Origin of the sequence: Kluyvera intermedia (assembly GCF_034424175.1) — a bacterium.
Lineage (GTDB): Bacteria > Pseudomonadota > Gammaproteobacteria > Enterobacterales > Enterobacteriaceae > Kluyvera > Kluyvera intermedia.
Genome location: NZ_CP139986.1, coordinates 2,918,345 through 2,937,138, shown reverse-complemented (window position 1 = coordinate 2,937,138; position 18,794 = coordinate 2,918,345). Strand labels below are relative to the sequence as shown.

Below are 18,794 nucleotides of genomic sequence, written 5' to 3'. Positions count from 1 at the left end.
AGTATTCTACCGATTTGCGCTTCTGCTAGAATTCCTGAAACAATACATGCTGAGTTTCGTAAAACGATCAGATGGGGATGCAATGGACAGGATTATGGCGGCAATCACGTACAATCGTATCTGTGAACTTGGCAGCCTGAGTGCAGCAGCGCGTGCGCTGGGTATCTCCCGCCCTATGGTGAGCCGCTATCTTGATGAGATGGAAAAGTGGGCCGGGGCGCGGCTAATTCACCGGTCAACCCGGCGATTAACCATCACGCCAGCGGGCGAGAAAACGCTGGAAAAAACCCGGCAACTGGCCTTGTTATCACAGGGCATAGAAGGGGATACCACCAGAATCACGCCGTCAGGGACATTACGTATCGCCAGCGCACACTTTACGGCCTCGCACTTGCTTGGGCCGGTTATCCCTTCTTTTCTGGCGCAATATCCGGCATTGCGTATCGAGGTTGATATTAATAATCATCCGGTTAGCCTTGTTGGGGAGCGAATCGATCTGGCGATTCGTATCACCAATGATCCAGAACCGGGCGCAATTGCACGTTATCTCGGAACATGCCAATCGGTGTTATGCGCGTCACCGGACTATCTTCGACGTGCGGGAGTGCCTACCACCGTGGAAGATCTCACATTGCATAATTGCTTGCATTACAGCCGTTTTTCCGGGCAGTCGTGGTCTTTTCGCGATAAAGATAAAGGGGCGATATCGGTGGCCGTGCGCGGCAATTTCAGCGCTGGAATATCGTCACTGCTATGCGATATGGCTGAGGCGGATGTTGGTCTGGCGATGGTGCCTGAAATCGAGGCGCGAGTTGCTTTAGCCAGCGGCAGACTAGTACGGGTATTGCCGCAACTCGAACCTGAACCGATCGGTATTTATGGGCTTTATCAGTCACGCGATCATCAGCATGCCGCGCTTGGCCTGTTTCTTGATGCCATCAAAGGGCATCTGGGGTAATTGTCGCTTTTCATGGGTATAATTTGTTTTTCACGTGCGCTAAAAAATTGTGGTTATGGGTATGAATCTTAATCGTTTTTGTTATCTGCTTCTGGCTTTGGCGGCCATTAGCAGCCTGTTGACATTACATTCCACGTTGATGTGGTTCCTGCTCGCCAACCTCCTGACTCTGATCATTTATGGCGCTGATAAGATGGCGGCGCGCAAGGCCTGGCGCAGAGTGCCTGAATCCACCTTACTGGTGTTTGGTATTGTCGGAGGCTGGCCCGGTGCGATTGTCGGCCAACAACTCTTTCGCCATAAAACCCAAAAGCAGCCGTTTAAAACCTATTTTATAATCAGTGTGATATTGAATGTGATTGCGCTAGGGGGAGTTTATTACATGGCTTCCCTTGCACGCTAACATGGAAAAACGGAAAGGGCGGAGAAAGACTGATGTTGAAAAAATGGGCTAAACGGTGTTTTTACTTCGCAATTTTCATCCTGCTTGGCGTGGTGGCGACGCGGATTTATGATATCCAGCGCAAGCCGGACCTGGAGCCCTGGCATACCTTTGTTCCGCAGGAAATGCAGACGAGTGAGATAGATAAAGCCACCTGGAATGACTATATCGCGGCTGAAGACCGCATTTTTGACGCTGTTCGCCTGAATGTCACCGATAAGTTAGACCCCAGCCAACAAACGCCGCTTAATCGTTATTACGCCAAAAGCCCGCTCTATCCCGACCATTTTTCAGTAAACTGGAATCGCTCCTTTATTCTGAAACCGCAGGGGAAACCGAAAGGTGCCGTTGTTTTACTTCATGGCCTTACCGACGGGCCATACAGCCTGCATAATATTGCAGAAAATTATCAACAACATGGCTATGTTGCGATCGGTATTCGTTTACCTGCGCACGGCACGGTACCCGGCGCGTTAACGGATGTGGAATGGCAAGACTGGTTGGCGGCGGCACGCCTTGCGGTACGCGAAGCCAAAGTGCTGACGCAGAAGAATCTGCCGTTACATATTGTGGGGTTTTCCAACGGTGGTGCGCTGGCACTGAAATACGCGCTGGATGCGCTGGATAATCCTGCTTTAGAAAAACCTCAGCGCGTCATTTTAATTTCGCCAATGATTGGTATCACGTCCTTTGCGCGATTTACCGGTATTGCCGGATGGCCTGCGATATTTCCCGCTTTTGCCAAAGCCGCATGGCTCGGTATTGTTCCCGAGTTTAATCCGTTTAAATACAACTCTTTCCCGGTGAATGCCGCGCGTCAGTCTTATGCATTAACGCAGGCGCTGCAAAAGCAGATTCAGACTGATTCCCAGCGTCATAAGCTGGATGCACTGCCGCCCGTTCTGACCTTCCAATCGGTAGTGGATTCTACGGTCAGCAGCCGTGCGGTGATCACCGCCTTATACGATAAGCTCCCGGCAAATGGCAGTGAAGTCGTGTTATTCGACCTGAACCAGGCGGCGACCGTGACGCCGTTAATCCGGGCGTCGGCATCCGTTGCGCTGCCAAAGATGTTATCGCCTGCACCGCGAAATTACAGTGTGACGGTGGTATCGAATATCACGGCAGAAACGACGAGGACGGAAGCTCGAACCGTTCCTGCACGTGGGGTGAATGAGAACGTTGAGCCGTTAGGGATCGATTATCCAGCCGATATTTTTTCTCTTTCTCATATTGCGTTACCTTTCCCGCTAAATGATTCCTTATACGGACGCTATCCCGAGCCCCGCAATCAATATGGCATCAGTCTGGGCACCTTTGCCGCCCGGGGGGAGCGCTCTGTGCTGGTGGTTGATCTCGATACATTAATGCGTGTCTCATCCAACCCATTCTTCCCGTATATGATTAAACGGATTGACCAGAAAATAGGTTCTAAATAAATACCTAATAGCGGACGAACCGTTTGACGCTTGCCTGCGAGACCGCATAACATGGATAAATTGACTGTATAAAAAAACAGGTGTGTTATGACAGCTCTAGCGCTCACTGGCGAAAAGATTGAGAAAAACCGTTTTACCGGGGCAAAAATTGAGAACAGTACGTTCTACCACTGTGATTTCTCTGCGGCAGATCTCAGTGAAACGGAATTTATCGACTGTCAGTTTTATGACCGTGAAAGCCAGAGAGGATGCACTTTTAGCCGGGCAACGCTGAAAGACGCCATTTTCAAAAATTGTGATTTATCGATGGCAGACTTCAGAAACGCCAGCGCGCTGGGCATCGAAATTCGCGGCTGCCGTGCTCAGGGCGCGGATTTTCGCGGGGCAAGTTTCATGAATATGATTACCACCCGCACCTGGTTTTGCAGCGCCTATATCACCAATAGCAATTTAAGCTATGCCAACTTTTCGAAGGTGGTGCTCGAAAAGTGCGAGTTGTGGGAAAACCGCTGGATAGGTACGCAGGTTCTCGGGGCCACCTTCAGTGGTTCCGATCTCTCCGGTGGTGAATTTACCTCCTTCGATTGGCGTGCGGCTAACGTGACCCACTGTGATCTAACAAATTCCGAAATAGGTGATTTGGATATACGTGGTGTTGATTTAGAAGGCGTTAAGCTTGATAGCCATCAGGCATCCTTACTTATGGAACGTCTTGGGATCCTGGTCATTGCCTAGCGACTATTTTGGGAGAGAGCATGAAAATCTATACCGTGGATAAGAATGGCGATGTGTTATTGCAAAAAGCCGACCGCATTGTCGCTAAGTTCGCTAATGGCAAAACGCTCGAACTGGCGGAAAGCCCCAATCCGCTGCCGCCGGGTATCCCAGACGGCCTCCATGTCTGGGGCGGTAGAGTGCCATCGCATACATTGGTTGAACCCCAATCCGCGCAATTAACGATTACCCCGGTGGCATCGAATGGCGTGATTATTTCGCCACGGGATAAAAAGAGTGCCGAATCAGGTGGGATGAACCTCTTTATTGCAGAGGACGAACAGCATCTGCAACCGGTTAATGAGAAAAGACTCGTCATTGCCTTAAGCAATGGAAAAACCCTTGAGGTGATGGAAGATTACCAACACAACGGCCTGCTGGTTTGGGGTGGACGTGAACCGGTTGCCGGTCTTGCGCTTGATGAATTAAAGAAAAGGACGGAAAGCTTAGGCTTTTTCCCTTTGGCGGGTAACCTCGTTCACCTGTATCCCTACACGCTGGTATCGCCTGACCAATGAACGCGGTGGAGGGTTCCACCGCGCCATACTTAATCTTACTCTGACGCAGCCTGCGCCAAATCTTTCTGCACCTGCTGACGTTGCTCAGCGGTCAGAACCTGGCTCAGGTCAAAGTAGTATTTCACTTTGTAATAACGTACCTGCTGGTCAACTTTGCTGAATGCAGAAAGCTGTTTCTGGACGCCTGCCTCATTCCATTTTCCGGACTGGAACATATCGATAATCATCCCGTCTTTCACCTCTTTCATTGAGATGCCTTCAACGTTCTTTTCCAGCTGCTGGTGCAGCGTTTTTATTTTTGACACCTGGGCATCGCTGAGCTTCAGGTGTTGAACAATCGGATCTTGTGCGGGTGCAGGAGTTGTCGTGGTGGCGGCCTGGGCGGCAAAGGTGGTGCCAGCCAATGTGGCGATAAGCAAAGCAGTGCGGGTAAATTTAATCATTATAGTCATCCATAAAGCGGTCAAGTTACAGGGTAAACCCTACGTTTATTGTCGGATTTATAATAGGTTGCCTGTGGTGATGGATGCTCGCAGATTGTTGTGTCAGCGGGTAACGATGAGAAACAAGCACCCTCCGGAATCATATTTATTGACCTCTTCCTTGCCTTATTTAAGCAGTCAAATAGCCTCAGTGGAAATGCAAAATACGCCAAAGCAAATGCGATTTTTGCACATGCGTAGCCAGTTTTGATTCTATTTTACCTTTAAATAACAATCACTTTACCTATAACCTTTTTAGATATAAGGAATAACGAATTGTTATTTGTACCGGTGAGGGCGGTGTGGGAGCGTAAAAGGACAATACAAAAACAGGGTATCGAGAAAACTTATGGCAAAGACGCAACGCACACTCACAAAAATTGCACTGATCGTTGGCCTGACGGCTACCGGTCTGACCACCTTCTCAGCACAGGCCGACCAACTGGCGGATATTAAAGCTAAAGGCGTGGTGAAAGTCGCGACCTTTGACGCGAATCCTCCGTTTGGCTCCGTCGATGCTAAAACCCATGAACTGGTGGGCTACGACGTCGATTTTGCCAAAGCGCTGGCGAAATCACTGGGCGTGAAGCTGGAACTGGTGGCGACGAATCCGGCAAACCGTATCCCCTTATTACAGTCCGGCAAGGCTGATTTGATTGTGGCGGATATCACCATCACCCCAGAACGCGCGCAGGTGATTGATTTCTCAACGCCGTATTTTGTGACCGGACAGCAATTCCTGGTGCCGGTTGCAAGCGGCGACAAGCTGGATGACTACAGCAAAGCCCGTATTGGCGCGGTGAAAGGCACCACCGGCGAGCAGACGCTACACCAGCGTTTCCCGCAATCGCGCGTGCTCTCTTATGATGATATTCCGCTGGCGCTGACTGCGCTGCGTAACGGTAATGTGCAGGCAATCACTCAGGACAGCACCATTCTTGCGGGTCTGCTGGGCGAAGCACCGGACAAAGCCAAATTCAAAATCCTGCCGGAATTGCTGAGTAAAGAAGAGATCGGTGTGGGCGTGAAGAAAGGCGAAGCTTCGCTGTTGAAAGCGGTCAATGATGAGCTGGTGGCGCTGGAAAAATCCGGTGACGCGGCGAAGATTTACGACGTCTGGTTTGGTCCATCCACCAAAGCCCCACAACCCCGTTCTTTTACCATAGAAGCAAAATAATATGTTGTCGGCTTTACGCTCACACTCCGCGGCAAAGGCCGCGGATTTTTCACATCTAGAGAATGCCAGCGTGGAGTTCCGTCAGAGTGTGAAAGAATATGGCAGTCATCGGGTACTCAATGGTATCAATTTGACGATTAACCCCGGCGAAGTGGTGGCGATCCTCGGGCCTTCCGGCTCGGGGAAATCAACGTTGATTCGTCTGATTAACCAACTTGAAACCCTCAGCGGCGGAGAGATTCTGGTGGATGGCAAACCGACAAGGCAACTCGGCGGCAAAGCATTACGCCAGTTGCGCAGCCGGATTGGATTTGTTTTCCAGCAGTTCAACCTCTACGCCCATCTGACGGCATCGCAGAACATCATGCTGGCGCTGGAGTCGGTACACGGCTGGAAGCGTGATGATGCGCATAAACGGGCGCTGGAATTACTGGCCAGGGTTGGGCTTGCTGAAAAAGCAGACGCCATGCCTTCCCAGCTTTCCGGCGGTCAACAGCAGCGCGTGGCGATAGCCCGGGCGCTGGCCTCATCGCCGCAAATCATTCTCTTCGATGAACCCACATCGGCGCTGGATCCGGAGATGATCGGCGAGGTACTACAGGTTATGCAGTCGCTCGCGCATAGCGGTATCACCATGATTGTGGTCACTCACGAGATGCAGTTCGCGCGCGAAATCGCTGACCGGGTGGTCTTTATCGACGGTGGGGATGTGCTGGAAGTGGCATCGCCGGATGAGTTCTTTATGCGTCCACGCCATCCACGTGCGGTACGTTTCCTGCAAAAAGTGCTCGATCCATTGCATCAGGAGCGAGCAACGTCATGATGCATTTTGACTGGCAGGGAGTCCTAAGTGGACAACCTCTGCAATGGATAATCTCGGGTTTTCTGGCCACGCTGTGGGTGACGCTCGCGGGAATGGTGCTGGCCAGTCTGCTGGCGACGCTGTTTTTGCTGCTGCGTCTGGCGGGTGGAAGATTTGGGCAGGGCATTACCGCCTGTTGGGTGTCTATTTTTCGCAATACGCCGCTACTGGTACAACTGCTGTTCTGGTACTTTGCCGCGTGGAATTTTCTGCCATCAGAACTGCGCAACTTCATCAACGATCCGCACGAGTGGTCGATTCTGCCGGGTAACGTCTGGTGGCTGACGCCGGAGTTTATCTGTTCTGCCTGGGGATTAGGCGTATTTACCTCGGCGTTTTTGATTGAAGAGGTCGCGTCTGGACTGCGAAGCGTCCCTGACGGGCAGCGTGAAGCTGCATTAGCGCAGGGATTTTCCACCGCCGGTTTGTTGCGACATGTACTGCTGCCGCAGGGGCTGGCAAACGCCTGGCAGCCGGTGGTCGGGCAGTATCTCAATTTGATGAAGCTCTCATCGCTGGCAAGCGGTATTGGCTTTGCCGAATTGACCTATCAAGTGCGGCAAATTGAAAGTTACAACGCGCATGCGCTGGAGGCATTTGCTGTTGGCACAGTGCTTTATCTGTTCACCGGCGTGGTGCTGGGGCTGCTGCTGACTCGCCTGGGGCCAAAACCGGTGGGGCAGTCTACGCGCAAACGTCAGGCGACGAATGTACAGGGAGGTATTGAGTATGAACGCTAATCTGGCGGTCATTTACGACAACCTGGATTACCTGTTGTGGGGACGGCTGGCGGTCGGTGAGCCGGGTGGCGTGGCGTTAACGCTGATGATGGCTGTGGGGGCGGGCGTGCTGGCGTTACCCGGCGGGATTCTACTGGCCTGTGTGGCCTGGCGCTTTCCCGGTACGGTGCGGCGGTTGCTGTATTTGTGGGCCGAAATCATTCGCGGGATCCCGCTGATTTTTGTCATCTTCTGGCTGTGGTACCTGCTGCCAATGCTGACCGGTAGCGATTTGCCCGGTGCGGTGACGGTCACTCTGGCGCTGGCCTGGTTTACGGCGGCAATGGTGATGCACTCTGTGCTGGCGGGGCTTCAGGCATTGCCGGGTGGGCAATATGAGGCGGCGCTGACGCAGGGATTGAGTGCCGGGCAGAGCTTGCGCTTAATTTTGTTGCCGCAGACGTTGCGTAACGTGTTGCCGTCGCTGGTGGGGATCTTTATTGGTTTACTCAAGGATACGTCGCTGGCGTTTATCGTCAACGTGCCAGAGCTAACCACCGTGGCGGGGCAGGTGAATAACCGTGTACAGATTTACCCGACGGCGATCTTCGTGTTTATCGGTGTGGTTTACTACGTGCTTTGTTTTGGGCTGGAAAGAGTGGCAAAACGCTGGCAAAGACGGGTTGCGGGGTAACGGATTTCCCGGCGGCGCTTCGCTTGGCCGGGCTACCCAATCTTATTTCCCGGCGGCGCTTTGCTTGGCCGGGCTACCCAATCTTATTTCCCGGCGGCGCTTCGCTTGGCCGGGCTACCCAATCTTACTTCCCGGCGGCGCTTTGCTTGGCCGGGCTACTAAATCTTATTTCCCGGCGGCGCTTCGCTCGGGCGGGCTACCCAATCTGATTTCCCGGCGGCGCTTTGCTTGGCCGGGCTACTAAATCTTATTTCCCGGCGGCGCTTCGCTTGGCCGGGCTACCCAATCTGATTTCCCGGCGGCGCTTTGCTTGGCCGGGCTACTAAATCTTATTTCCCGGCGGCGCTTCGCTTGGCCGGGCTACCCAATCTGATTTCCCGGCGGCACTTCGCTCGGTCGGGCTACCCAATCTGTAGCCCGGCCAAGCGAAGCGCCGCCGGGGGAATCCGAACGCTAATCAGACATTTTTACGTTCGATGGTTTGCTCTCCCCAAAACAGCGCATCTTTATCTGTTTTGCTAAAGGCCAGTTCGAGAACGGCATCGTTGCCTTCTTCCCAGATTTTTTCCGCGACTTTCTCATCGTATTTTGCGAGCTCAAAAATCGCTTCGGCTATTTCTGGCGAGGTGTTACGTAAGCTCGCCCATTCACCAACGTGATGTGCTTTGTCTTCTTTTGTGGGCATATCTGACTCCCTCAATAATTAGCCTTTTAATTTAACCGCCAGCCCCGCCACGTACTCACCCTGATAGCGAGCAATAGACAGCTCCTCAGGGCTCGGTTGACGCGAACCGTCCGGGCCGGCAATGGTGGTAGCACCGTACGGTGTCCCGCCGCGAACTTCTGAAATATCAAACAGTTCCTGAGCGGCGTAGCCAATCGGCACAATCACCATGCCGTGGTGGGCAAGCGTCGTCCAGGTGGAGGTAATGGTTTGCTCCTGACCGCCGCCGGTGCCTGTTGAGCTAAATACGCTCGCCAGCTTGCCGTACAGCGCGCCGGATGCCCAAAGGCCGCCGGTCTGATCGAGGAAGGTACGCATTTGCCCGGCCATATTGCCGAAACGGGTTGGCGTACCAAAGATAATCGCATCGTAATCCGCCAGCTCTTGTGGGGTTGCGACAGGGATAGCTTGAGCTTTACCGCCCGCTTTAGCGAACGCTTCTGCTTGCATGGTTTCTGGTACGCGCTTAATGACAACATCGACGCCATCCACCTTGTTTGCGCCTTCCGCGACGGCCTTTGCCATCGTCTCAATGTGTCCATACATGGAATAATAGAGCACCAGAATACTTGCATTTCCACTCATCTTAACTCTCCTGTGTCAAATTGGTTGGTGATACAACAAGCCTCATTAAGCATAGTCGCTCTTCAAAAGCGTGCCGTATCGCGCCCGCAATAAAAACGGGCAAGGGTGGCACGCAGCGCTGCCACCGGTGCTGTACATTGACGCACAATGACACATTTTTGCGGGCCTGTTTTTCTTTAGCGATAAGAGTGAATTAAGGCGAAACCCTGGCGGCGGCGGAAAATAGCGGGGGTGAAATATGACAAAATATGACCAAGACCCGGAGACGCCCTTTACGACAGCTATGCTTTAAAGTACCCGTGCAACGGTACGGGTGATGACGCTTTTCATCGACATCATGCATTATGCGTTCTCACAACTGGAGGTCAGTAATGGCAAACCATCGTGGCGGTTCAGGCAACTTTGCCGAAGACCGTGAAAGAGCATCAGAAGCAGGTCGTAAAGGAGGCCAGCATAGCGGCGGGAACTTTAAAAACGATCCCCAGCGCGCCTCTGAGGCGGGTAAAAAAGGCGGGAAAAACAGCCATGGTACGCATCGCGAAAGCCAGTAATGCGTAAATTATCTGTCCCTCACCAGACCGCCGGTTGACCCGGCGGTTTCTTTTTATGGCGCCAACCCGCAAAATAGGTATTGATGCTGTAAATAACAAGGAGAGGGCGGATGGCTCAGGATGCAGTAAAAAAGAGTGGCAAACGTTCGCAGGCGGTGAGCGCCAAAAAACAGGCCATTCTCAGCGCCGCGCTGAATACCTTTTCGCAGTATGGGATCCACGGGACGCGCCTGGAACAGGTTGCAGAACTTGCCGGGGTCTCCAAAACAAATCTGCTCTACTATTTCCCCTCAAAAGAAGCACTGTATGTTGCCGTGATGCAGCAGATTCTCGATATCTGGCTGGCGCCGCTGAAGGCATTCCGTGAGGATCTGGCGCCATTAGTGGCCGTCAAAGAGTACATCCGGCTTAAACTCGAAGTGTCGCGCGACTATCCGCAGGCCTCAAAGTTGTTCTGTCTGGAGATGCTACAGGGCGCGCCGCTGGTGATGAACGAGTTGACGGGGGATCTGAAAACGCTGGTGGCTGATAAGTCAGCGATCATTGCGGCATGGGTGGATAGCGGCAAGCTCGCGCCCATAGACCCGCATCATCTGATTTTTATGATTTGGGCAACTACGCAGCATTATGCCGATTTCGCCACCCAGGTGGAGGCGGTGACCGACAAAACGCTGCGTGATGAAACCTTCTTCCAGCAAACCGTAGAAAATGTTCAGCAGATCATTATCGACGGGATTCGCGTGCGTTAGTTAGCCGGTGGAAGCGGGCAACTCAGGTCGCCTTCTTCACACTGCATCAGCGAGGCGAGGTACGCTTCCCGGTCGACGGTTTTATCCGTCAGACACTGGCTGTGAACCATCGGCTGAATACTGCCGCCTTCGGTGGCGGAACTGATAAATGCACAGTCGGCATCGCGCAGGGCAATCCATGCGCTTTGCGCTTTCTTGAGTAAATCACGCTGCGCGGGCGCTGCCCGTTTCATCACGTCCTGCCAGGTAAGGTTTAGCTTCTTATCCGCCGCCTGGTATTCGTTAGCGGTACAGGTATTGATGTCAGCTTGCGTGCTGGCGTTGGTACAGTCGTCCGCCAGCGTGTAGCCGCTTGCCAGCAGCAGGGCAAGAGCCGGTAAAACACGTTTCATTGATTTACTCCCCAGATGTTCAGATAAAGCCAATTCGTTCAGGATATAACACGATTTTACCGTGGAATCTCGTCCAACCAGCGTGCGTTTTTCTTAATTTTGAAGGTGGCGCAACGTTCACCTAGACGCTCAGGTGTAGAAGGTTGATGATCCGTCGCAGGATGCGTGTGTTGGGGCAAAGGGAGATTATCAGCGATGTCGGGTGTGGAAACTCAGGGACGGTTAGGACTTTATACCCTTGCCTGGCCCATTTTTGTGGAACAGCTGCTACGGCTGATGCTGGGCTATGTCAGCGTTTTTATGCTCGGACACTATTCAGATGAAGCGGTTGCCGCTACCGGCGTTGCCAATCAAATTCTTGCTATCTCGGTGATATTTTATGGTTTTCTCACCGTCGGCGTGCAAATTGTGGTGTCGCAGCTTATTGGGGCAAAACGCTTTAAACGCGTAGAGCGGGTGATCACCAACGGGCTGGTGGTGGCATTCTTAATTGGTGTCATCATGAGTCTGGTATTCGTGCTTTTTGGCGACAGCTTCTTACGCATGCTTGGTCTGAGCCAGCAACTGGTTGCGGTGGGCTCGCCGTTTATTCGTATCATCGGCGGTATCTCGGTGGTGATTGCGCTTTACTCTTCCATTCTGCCGATTCTCCGCACCCACGGCTTCGTGCGTCAGGCCATGCTGGTACCGATTACCGTGAGCGTGGTTAACGTGGTGCTCAATTATCTGTTTCTCTACGGGAAGCTGAGTTTTCTTGGCCTTGGCGTGACCGGCGTGGGTATCGCGGTCGGTATTGCGAATGTGATTGGTATGCTGATGTCGGCTTGGATGCTGAAAAAATACATTGGCTATGTTTTCCGCTGGCAGAAGTTGCAGCAATGCTCACGCAAAATGCTCGGGGCTATTTTACGTTATGGCCTGCCGTCGGCGGGGGAAAATCTTTCCTATGCAGGCTCACAGTTAGTGGTGACGGCGATTATTGCGTTTCTCGGCACCGAAGCGCTGACCACCAAAGTTTACGCATCAACCATTAGCCAATTTGTCGCGCTGTTTGCCATGTCGATTGGGCAGGCATCGCAGATTATTATCGGTCGCGCGGTGGGGGCGAGGGAAATTGATGCAGCATATCGGCAAGGGGTGAAAAGCTGGCGGCTGGGGATGCTGGTGGCGTTGTCGATAAGCGTGGTGATTTACCTGTTCGCCGAGCCGATTATGCAGCTTTTCACCGGGAATCAGGAGATTATTGCTCTGACCAAGCGGCTGTTTTTATTCTCCATTTTGCTGGAGCTGGGTCGCGCGACCAATATCATTGTGATAAGCAGTTTGAATGCTACCGGAGATGTGCGTTTTCCATTTATTTGCGGGATTATCGTGATGTGGATTGTCAGTCTGCCCTTCTCGTATCTGCTCGGGGTTTATGCCGGGCTGGGGCTGGTTGGGGTGTGGCTGGCGTACATTATTGATGAGGGGTTACGTGCGGTGCTGATGTTCCGCCGCTGGCGCAGCAGGGTGTGGACGACAAAGTCGATGTTTTAGTTCGGGAGGTTCCCGGCGGCGCTGCGCTTGGCCGGGCTACATATTGGTGTGGTGGGTTCCCGGGGGCGCTTTACGCTCGTCCGGGCTACGTTTTGGTTTGGTGGGTTCCCGGCGGCGCTGCGCTTGGCCGGGCTACATATTGGTGTGGTGGGTTTCCGGGGGCGCTTTACGCTCGTCCGGGCTACGTTTTGGTTTGGTGGATTCCCGGCGGCGCTACGCTTGGCCGGGCTACAAATATGCACAAATGTAGCCCGGCCAAGCGTAGCGCCGCCGGGATTGAACGATTAACCGATGGTCATCAAACTGGCGTTGCCGCCAGCCGCTGCGGTATTCACGCTGAGCGAACGTTCATGGTACAAACGCTCAAGCAGCAGATTGGTTTCCCCGCGTGCAAAGCCCTGTACCGACACAATCGCGCCATCACGTGCCGCCACCTGTTCGCACAATTCGCGCAACTGGTCGGAATCACCGTGGTAGATAACCGCATCGAAGAATTGGGTCATCAGCACATCCGGCTTCGCAAAGTGCAGGCGCTCAGTCACCGCTTTTGGCAATGATTTTGCCAGTTCGCGTTGTAATGGCGCATCGGCCCACAGAACTTCACTGCCTACTGCCAGAACCGCAGCCAACTGCGTCAGCAGGTCGTTTTCATTATCGGCAAGGCACAACACGCGTTCGCGAGGCACCAGCGTCCAGGTATTGCGCTCGCCGGTTGGCCCCGGCAGTACGCGCTGAGTACCGGCCTGCGCCAGTTCGCTGTACTGTTGGCTCAGCGCCAGCAGTTCTGGGCGATTCGCCAGCCAGGTTTGCAGCTCGATGAGCGGTTTTTCCAGCAGCGTTTTCAACTGAGTATCCACCACCTGGCCTGCATCTTGACGCGCCAGCGTTGTCTTCAGCGCCGTTTCCGGACGACTTGCCAGCAGGCGATACAGGTACATCGGACCACCGGCTTTCGGGCCGGTACCGGAAAGACCTTCGCCGCCGAATGGCTGCACGCCAACCACAGCACCCACCATATTGCGGTTCACATACAGGTTGCCGACTTTGGCGCTGCCGGTGACCTGGGCAATGGTTTCATCAATACGGGTATGCACCCCGAGGGTCAGACCATAGCCGGAAGCATTAATCTGACCGATTAACGCATCAAGCTGGCTGCGGTTGTAGCGCACTACGTGCAGTACCGGGCCGAAGACCTCTTTTGTCAGCTCATCGAAGCTTTCCAGTTCAATCAGCGTTGGTGGAATAAAGGTGCCGCTCTGCCATTCCTGGCTGTCTTGCGCGTTTTCACGCGCCGCCTGGAACACAGTGCGTCCTTTGGCGCGCATTGCCTGGATATGATCCTCAATACCCGCTTTCGCTTCGGCATCAATCACCGGACCAATATCGGTTGTCAGGCGACCCGGGTTGCCCATCCGGCACTCGGCCATGGCGCCGCGTAACATGGTCAGGGTGTGGTCGGCGATGTCATCTTGTAAACAGAGAATGCGCAGCGCCGAGCAGCGCTGTCCGGCGCTGTCGAAGGCTGATGCGACCACATCCACTACTACCTGCTCGGTCAGTGCGGAAGAGTCGACAATCATCGCATTCATCCCGCCGGTTTCGGCGATAAGCGGCGTTGGGCGACCTTGTGCATCCAGTCGCGTGGCGATATTGCGTTGCAAGAGCGTCGCGACGTTGGTCGAACCGGTGAACATCACCCCACGAACGCGGGCATCACTGGTTAACTGTGCGCCAACGGTTTCACCACGGCCTGGAAGCAACTGCACCACGCCTGGCGGAACACCCGCTTCCAGCAACAGGGCGACACCCTGCGCGGCGATAAGTGGTGTTTGCTCGGCGGGTTTTGCCAGCACGCTATTCCCTGCGGCAAGCGCTGCGGCGATCTGTCCCATAAAGATGGCCAGCGGGAAGTTCCACGGGCTGATACACACTACCGGACCTAATGGACGGTGAGTTTCATTATCAAAATCATCGCGTACCTGACCGGCGTAGTAGTGCAGGAAGTCGACGGCCTCGCGCACTTCAGCGATAGCATTGCTGAAGGTTTTCCCGGCTTCGCGCACCAGAATACCCATCAGTAATTGCATCTGATCTTCCATTAACACCGCAGCACGTTCGAGAATGGCGGCGCGTTCTTCTGGCGGGGTTGCGAACCAGATTGGCGCATTGTTGACGGCACTTTCCAGCGCCTGTTCCACTTCGCTTTCCGTGGCTTCACGCACATAGCCCACCACGTCTTTCGGCTCTGCCGGGTTCATCACCGGCGTCATATTGCCCTCGGTGACGGCGGATTCGAGCATCGGTTTTGCCGACCATTTCTGCAAGGCGCTGTTTAGCAGGGAAGAAGAGAGTGACGCCAGACGATGTTCGTTAGCCAAATCCAGACCGGCAGAGTTGACGCGGCCTTTACCGTACAGCTCGCGCGGCAGAGGAATTTTCGGATGTGGCAGACCCGCGGTACCTTCCTGCAACGCCATTTTCTCGACCGCCAGTACCGGGTCGGCAACCAACTCTTCCAGTGGCAGAGTGCTGTCGGCGATACGGTTGACAAAGGACGTGTTGGCCCCGTTTTCCAGCAGGCGGCGCACCAGGTAAGCCAGCAGCGTTTCGTGGGTGCCTACTGGCGCATAAATACGGCATGGACGGTTCAGTTTTCCGTCAGCAACTTTGCCCACTACCTGCTCATACAGTGGCTCACCCATCCCGTGCAGGCACTGGAATTCGTACTGACCTGGATAGTAGTTCTGACCGGCCAACTGATAAATTGCTGCCAGCGTATGGGCGTTGTGCGTGGCAAACTGTGGGTAAATCAGATTAGGTGCCGCGAGCAGTTTTTTGGCACACGCCAGATAGGAGACATCGGTGTAGACCTTACGGGTGTAAACCGGATAGCCTTCCAGGCCATCCATCTGTGCGCGTTTGATTTCGCTGTCCCAATACGCGCCTTTCACCAGACGAATCATCAGGCGGCGACGGCTGCGGGTCGCAAGGTCAATCAGGTAATCAATGACGAACGGGCAGCGTTTCATGTAGGCCTGAATCACGAAACCAATTCCGTTCCAGCCCGCCAGCTCAGGCTCAAAGCAGAGTTTTTCCAGCAGGTCGAGGGAGATCTCCAGACGGTCAGCCTCTTCGGCGTCGATATTAATGCCAATATCGTACTGGCGTGCCAGCAGCGTCAGTGATTTCAGACGTGGATACAGCTCATCCATGACGCGGTCGTATTGCGCACGACTGTAGCGCGGGTGCAGGGCGGAGAGTTTGATGGAAATCCCCGGGCCTTCATAAATACCGCGACCATTGGAGGCTTTACCAATGGCGTGGATGGCCTGCTGATACGAGACCATGTAAGCCTGGGCATCGGCGGCGGTTAACGCTGCTTCACCCAACATGTCGTAGGAGTAGCGGAAACCTTTATCTTCCAGCTTGCGGGCGTTGGCCAGCGCTTCAGCGATGGTTTCACCGGTGACGAACTGCTCGCCCATCAAGCGCATCGCCATGTCGACGCCTTTACGTACCAGCGGCTCGCCGCTCTTGCCGATAATTCGGTTCAGCGAACGAGACAGGCTGGTTTCGTTATGGGTGGACACTAACTTACCGGTAAACAGCAGCCCCCAGGTGGCGGCGTTGACGAACAGCGACGGGCTGCGGCCAATGTGAGACTGCCAGTTACCGTTGCTGATTTTGTCGCGGATTAAGGCATCGCGAGTGGCTTTATCAGGAATACGCAGCAGCGCTTCCGCCAGACACATTAGCGCCACGCCTTCCTGAGAGGAGAGGGAAAATTCTTGCAGCAGACTCTGCACCATGCCGGCACGGCCGCTGGCGGTTTTCTGATTGCGCAGCTTTTCTGCCAGCGTCCAGGCGAGCTGATAAGACTTTTCAGAAATCGGCTGCGGCAAGCGGGCCTGCTCCATCAGCATCGGGACGGCATCGGTTTCACTGCGGCGCCAGGCGGCGGTGATCGCGGCACGAGTCACCGACTGCGGCAGGATCTGCTCAGCAAACTCCAGGAAAGGCTGGTGATTTTCTTCAACCGCAGGCGCAGTTTCATCGCTTTCATTGGCGGCACCGGACAGCAATGCAGGCAGCTCCGGTAGAGTTTCGTTGTTTTCCAGTTTTTCCAGATAGTTAAAAATTGCCTGCTTGATGAGCCAGTGAGGGGTGCGGTCGATCCGTGTCGCCGCGCTCTTAATCCGCTCACGCGTTGCATCATCCAGCTTAACCCCCATGGTGGTGGTGCCCATGCTGTCTACTCCTGTTGCTTGACTTTGATTTTTATGTGCGTGACAGGAATATCCACCATGTTGCAACTTTGTGCAACCGTGTTAAATGTGATGTCCGTTGCAGGCTTGAAAATGAATTAAATGTTAATGGTAAAACTTATGATAAGTGTGCCTGGCAATAGGCGATAAAGCGTTATTTCATGAGCGACTTAACAGTTATTCGTGGTGCAACCTGAAAAAGCGTGAGAGAGTGCAACCTATAGAAAAATGCTCTTAATGCAGGGATGCATTTGATGTAAATGCAGTGTTAAATCGTTTGTGAAAAAATTCAGCTTCCGTCAGGATACGGTCGCCTCAAATCATTGTCCCGTTCCGGCAATGGTAAAAAACGGCAAATTGGGATATTGCCGACAAATAATTCTGGAGACTGTAATGACTATTAGCACACCGATGTTGGTGACTTTTCTTGTTTATATTTTTGGCATGATCCTCATTGGCTTTTTTGCCTGGCGCAACACCAAAAACTTCGATGATTATATTTTGGGTGGGCGTAGCTTAGGGCCGTTTGTTACCGCGCTGTCTGCCGGTGCATCTGATATGAGCGGCTGGCTGTTGATGGGCCTGCCGGGGGCGATTTTTATCGCCGGTATTTCTGAAAGCTGGATTGCCATTGGCCTGACACTTGGCGCATGGATTAACTGGAAACTGGTGGCCGGACGCTTGCGCGTTCACACTGAGGCCAATAATAACGCCTTAACGTTGCCGGATTATTTCACCGGCCGCTTTGAAGATAATAGCCGCGTGCTGCGAATTATTTCAGCGCTGGTTATTTTGCTGTTCTTCACTATTTACTGTGCCTCCGGGATTGTTGCCGGGGCGCGTCTGTTTGAAAGCACCTTCGGCATGAGCTACGAAACGGCGCTGTGGGCCGGTGCGGCAGCGACAATTCTGTATACCTTTATCGGTGGATTCCTGGCGGTAAGTTGGACGGATACCGTACAGGCGAGCCTGATGATATTCGCTCTGATCCTGACACCGGTTATCGTTATATTTGCCGTTGGCGGTCTGGGTGATTCACTGGAAGTGATTAAGCAAAAGAGCATTGAAAACGTGGATATGCTCAAAGGGCTTAACTTTGTGGCGATTGTCTCGCTGATGGGTTGGGGTCTGGGCTACTTCGGGCAGCCGCATATTCTGGCGCGCTTTATGGCGGCAGATTCTCACCACAGTATCGTGCATGCTCGTCGTATCAGTATGACCTGGATGATCCTGTGTCTTGCCGGTGCGGTTGCCGTCGGTTTCTTTGGTATTGCTTACTTCCAGAATAACCCTGCGTTAGCAGGCCCGGTGAGCCAGAATGCTGAGCGCGTGTTTATCGAGCTGGCGCAAATTCTGTTTAACCCGTGGATTGCGGGCATCCTGCTGTCGGCGATTCTGGCGGCAGTGATGTCGACGTTAAGCTGTCAGTTGCTGGTTTGTTCCAGTGCGATTACTGAAGATCTGTACAAAGCGTTTCTGCGTAAAAACGCCAGCCAGAAAGAGCTGGTGTGGGTAGGGCGCTTTATGGTGCTGGTGGTGGCGTTGGTGGCGATTGCGCTGGCGGCAAACCCGGAAAACCGCGTGTTGGGTCTGGTGAGCTATGCATGGGCAGGTTTTGGTGCCGCGTTTGGCCCGGTAGTACTGTTCTCCGTTATGTGGTCACGCATGACCCGCAACGGCGCGCTGGCGGGGATGGTTATCGGTGCGCTCACCGTGATTATCTGGAAACAGTTTGCGTGGTTGGGGCTGTATGAAATTATCCCAGGCTTTATCTTTGGCAGCATCGGCATTGTGCTGTTCAGCCTGCTTGGTAAAGCGCCATCTGCCAGCATACAAAAACGCTTTGCTGACGCGGATGCGTATTATCATACGGCGCCAGTACCCCGTACCGGTAGCCCGGACGAGGTGCGCTAGCGCCGACTCTGCG

The 18,794-nt window shown here is 53.7% G+C and carries 18 protein-coding genes; 13 read left to right on the top strand and 5 right to left on the bottom strand.

Annotated features, from left to right (window positions below):
- Nucleotides 1-82 precede the first annotated feature (82 nt).
- The 5 genes from U0026_RS14280 (at nucleotide 83) to U0026_RS14260 (ending at nucleotide 4,131) form a co-directional block, all read left to right on the top strand.
- A complete protein-coding gene (locus U0026_RS14280) occupies nucleotides 83-958 on the top strand; it encodes a LysR family transcriptional regulator (RefSeq protein ID WP_062778363.1) in 876 nt (291 codons plus the stop codon).
- A gap of 61 nt (nucleotides 959-1,019) precedes the next feature.
- Entirely contained in the window at nucleotides 1,020-1,361 is a 342-nt protein-coding gene (locus U0026_RS14275) for a DUF1294 domain-containing protein (protein WP_062778361.1), read from the top strand.
- 32 nt (nucleotides 1,362-1,393) lie between these two features.
- Nucleotides 1,394-2,839, top strand: coding sequence for an alpha/beta hydrolase (locus U0026_RS14270; protein ID WP_062778359.1), 1,446 nt, complete (start codon nucleotides 1,394-1,396; stop codon nucleotides 2,837-2,839).
- Nucleotides 2,840-2,926: 87 nt separating this feature from the next.
- Nucleotides 2,927-3,574: a Qnr family pentapeptide repeat protein gene (locus U0026_RS14265; protein ID WP_062778357.1), complete on the top strand. Its 648-nt coding sequence runs from the start codon at nucleotides 2,927-2,929 to the stop codon at nucleotides 3,572-3,574.
- Between the two features lie 20 nt (nucleotides 3,575-3,594).
- Nucleotides 3,595-4,131, top strand: a complete 537-nt coding sequence (locus U0026_RS14260) for a hypothetical protein (protein ID WP_062778356.1) — start codon at nucleotides 3,595-3,597, stop codon at nucleotides 4,129-4,131.
- 35 nt (nucleotides 4,132-4,166) lie between these two features.
- Here U0026_RS14260 and U0026_RS14255 read toward each other — a convergent pair whose 3' ends face one another.
- Nucleotides 4,167-4,574 carry a Spy/CpxP family protein refolding chaperone gene (locus U0026_RS14255; protein WP_062778354.1) on the bottom strand — a complete coding sequence of 136 codons (408 nt, stop codon included), beginning with the start codon at nucleotides 4,572-4,574 and terminating at the stop codon, nucleotides 4,167-4,169.
- A 388-nt stretch (nucleotides 4,575-4,962) separates the two neighbouring features.
- Between U0026_RS14255 and U0026_RS14250 the strand changes: the two genes are divergently transcribed.
- From U0026_RS14250 to U0026_RS14235, 4 genes are read left to right on the top strand one after another with little or no spacing between them, the layout of a single operon-like run.
- On the top strand, nucleotides 4,963-5,790 hold the full coding sequence (locus U0026_RS14250) for an ABC transporter substrate-binding protein (protein ID WP_062778353.1): 828 nt from the start codon (nucleotides 4,963-4,965) through the stop codon (nucleotides 5,788-5,790).
- Nucleotide 5,791: 1 nt separating this feature from the next.
- Entirely contained in the window at nucleotides 5,792-6,613 is an 822-nt protein-coding gene (locus U0026_RS14245) for an amino acid ABC transporter ATP-binding protein (RefSeq protein ID WP_062778351.1), read from the top strand.
- Nucleotides 6,610-7,392: an amino acid ABC transporter permease gene (locus tag U0026_RS14240; protein WP_174525777.1), complete on the top strand. Its 783-nt coding sequence runs from the start codon at nucleotides 6,610-6,612 to the stop codon at nucleotides 7,390-7,392. The genes U0026_RS14245 and U0026_RS14240 overlap by 4 nt, the downstream gene beginning before the upstream one ends.
- The gene (locus U0026_RS14235; protein WP_062778349.1) at nucleotides 7,382-8,065 is read left to right on the top strand and encodes an amino acid ABC transporter permease; all 684 of its coding nucleotides are present in this window, start codon (nucleotides 7,382-7,384) and stop codon (nucleotides 8,063-8,065) included. The genes U0026_RS14240 and U0026_RS14235 overlap by 11 nt, the downstream gene beginning before the upstream one ends.
- A 457-nt stretch (nucleotides 8,066-8,522) precedes the next feature.
- Here U0026_RS14235 and U0026_RS14230 read toward each other — a convergent pair whose 3' ends face one another.
- Both U0026_RS14230 and wrbA read right to left on the bottom strand, forming a co-directional pair.
- Entirely contained in the window at nucleotides 8,523-8,750 is a 228-nt protein-coding gene (locus tag U0026_RS14230; RefSeq protein WP_062779839.1) for a YccJ family protein, read from the bottom strand.
- Nucleotides 8,751-8,768: 18 nt separating this feature from the next.
- Nucleotides 8,769-9,374, bottom strand: a complete 606-nt coding sequence (gene wrbA / locus U0026_RS14225) for an NAD(P)H:quinone oxidoreductase (RefSeq protein WP_062779837.1) — start codon at nucleotides 9,372-9,374, stop codon at nucleotides 8,769-8,771.
- Nucleotides 9,375-9,745: 371 nt separating this feature from the next.
- On the opposite strand from wrbA, the gene U0026_RS14220 reads away from it, so the two are divergent.
- Together U0026_RS14220 and rutR are read left to right on the top strand one after the other, a co-directional pair.
- A complete protein-coding gene (locus tag U0026_RS14220; RefSeq protein WP_062779835.1) occupies nucleotides 9,746-9,925 on the top strand; it encodes a con-10 family general stress protein in 180 nt (59 codons plus the stop codon).
- Between the two features lie 110 nt (nucleotides 9,926-10,035).
- A complete protein-coding gene (gene rutR, locus U0026_RS14215; RefSeq protein WP_062779834.1) occupies nucleotides 10,036-10,674 on the top strand; it encodes an HTH-type transcriptional regulator RutR in 639 nt (212 codons plus the stop codon).
- Here the strand turns inward: rutR and U0026_RS14210 are convergent.
- Complete coding sequence (locus tag U0026_RS14210) at nucleotides 10,671-11,066, bottom strand: lysozyme inhibitor LprI family protein (RefSeq protein WP_062779832.1); 396 nt, start codon at nucleotides 11,064-11,066, stop codon at nucleotides 10,671-10,673. The two genes, rutR and U0026_RS14210, sit on opposite strands and share 4 nt — an antisense overlap.
- A gap of 195 nt (nucleotides 11,067-11,261) precedes the next feature.
- Here U0026_RS14210 and U0026_RS14205 point away from each other — a divergent pair, with 195 nt between their 5' ends.
- Nucleotides 11,262-12,602, top strand: coding sequence for an MATE family efflux transporter (locus U0026_RS14205; RefSeq protein WP_062779831.1), 1,341 nt, complete (start codon nucleotides 11,262-11,264; stop codon nucleotides 12,600-12,602).
- A 284-nt stretch (nucleotides 12,603-12,886) separates the two neighbouring features.
- On the opposite strand, the gene putA is transcribed toward U0026_RS14205, so the two are convergent.
- Nucleotides 12,887-16,849 carry a trifunctional transcriptional regulator/proline dehydrogenase/L-glutamate gamma-semialdehyde dehydrogenase gene (putA, locus tag U0026_RS14200; RefSeq protein WP_062779746.1) on the bottom strand — a complete coding sequence of 1,321 codons (3,963 nt, stop codon included), beginning with the start codon at nucleotides 16,847-16,849 and terminating at the stop codon, nucleotides 12,887-12,889.
- A gap of 411 nt (nucleotides 16,850-17,260) precedes the next feature.
- On the opposite strand from putA, the gene putP reads away from it, so the two are divergent.
- The gene (putP, locus tag U0026_RS14195) at nucleotides 17,261-18,781 is read left to right on the top strand and encodes a sodium/proline symporter PutP (RefSeq protein ID WP_062779748.1); all 1,521 of its coding nucleotides are present in this window, start codon (nucleotides 17,261-17,263) and stop codon (nucleotides 18,779-18,781) included.
- The last annotated feature ends 13 nt before the right edge of the window (nucleotides 18,782-18,794 follow it).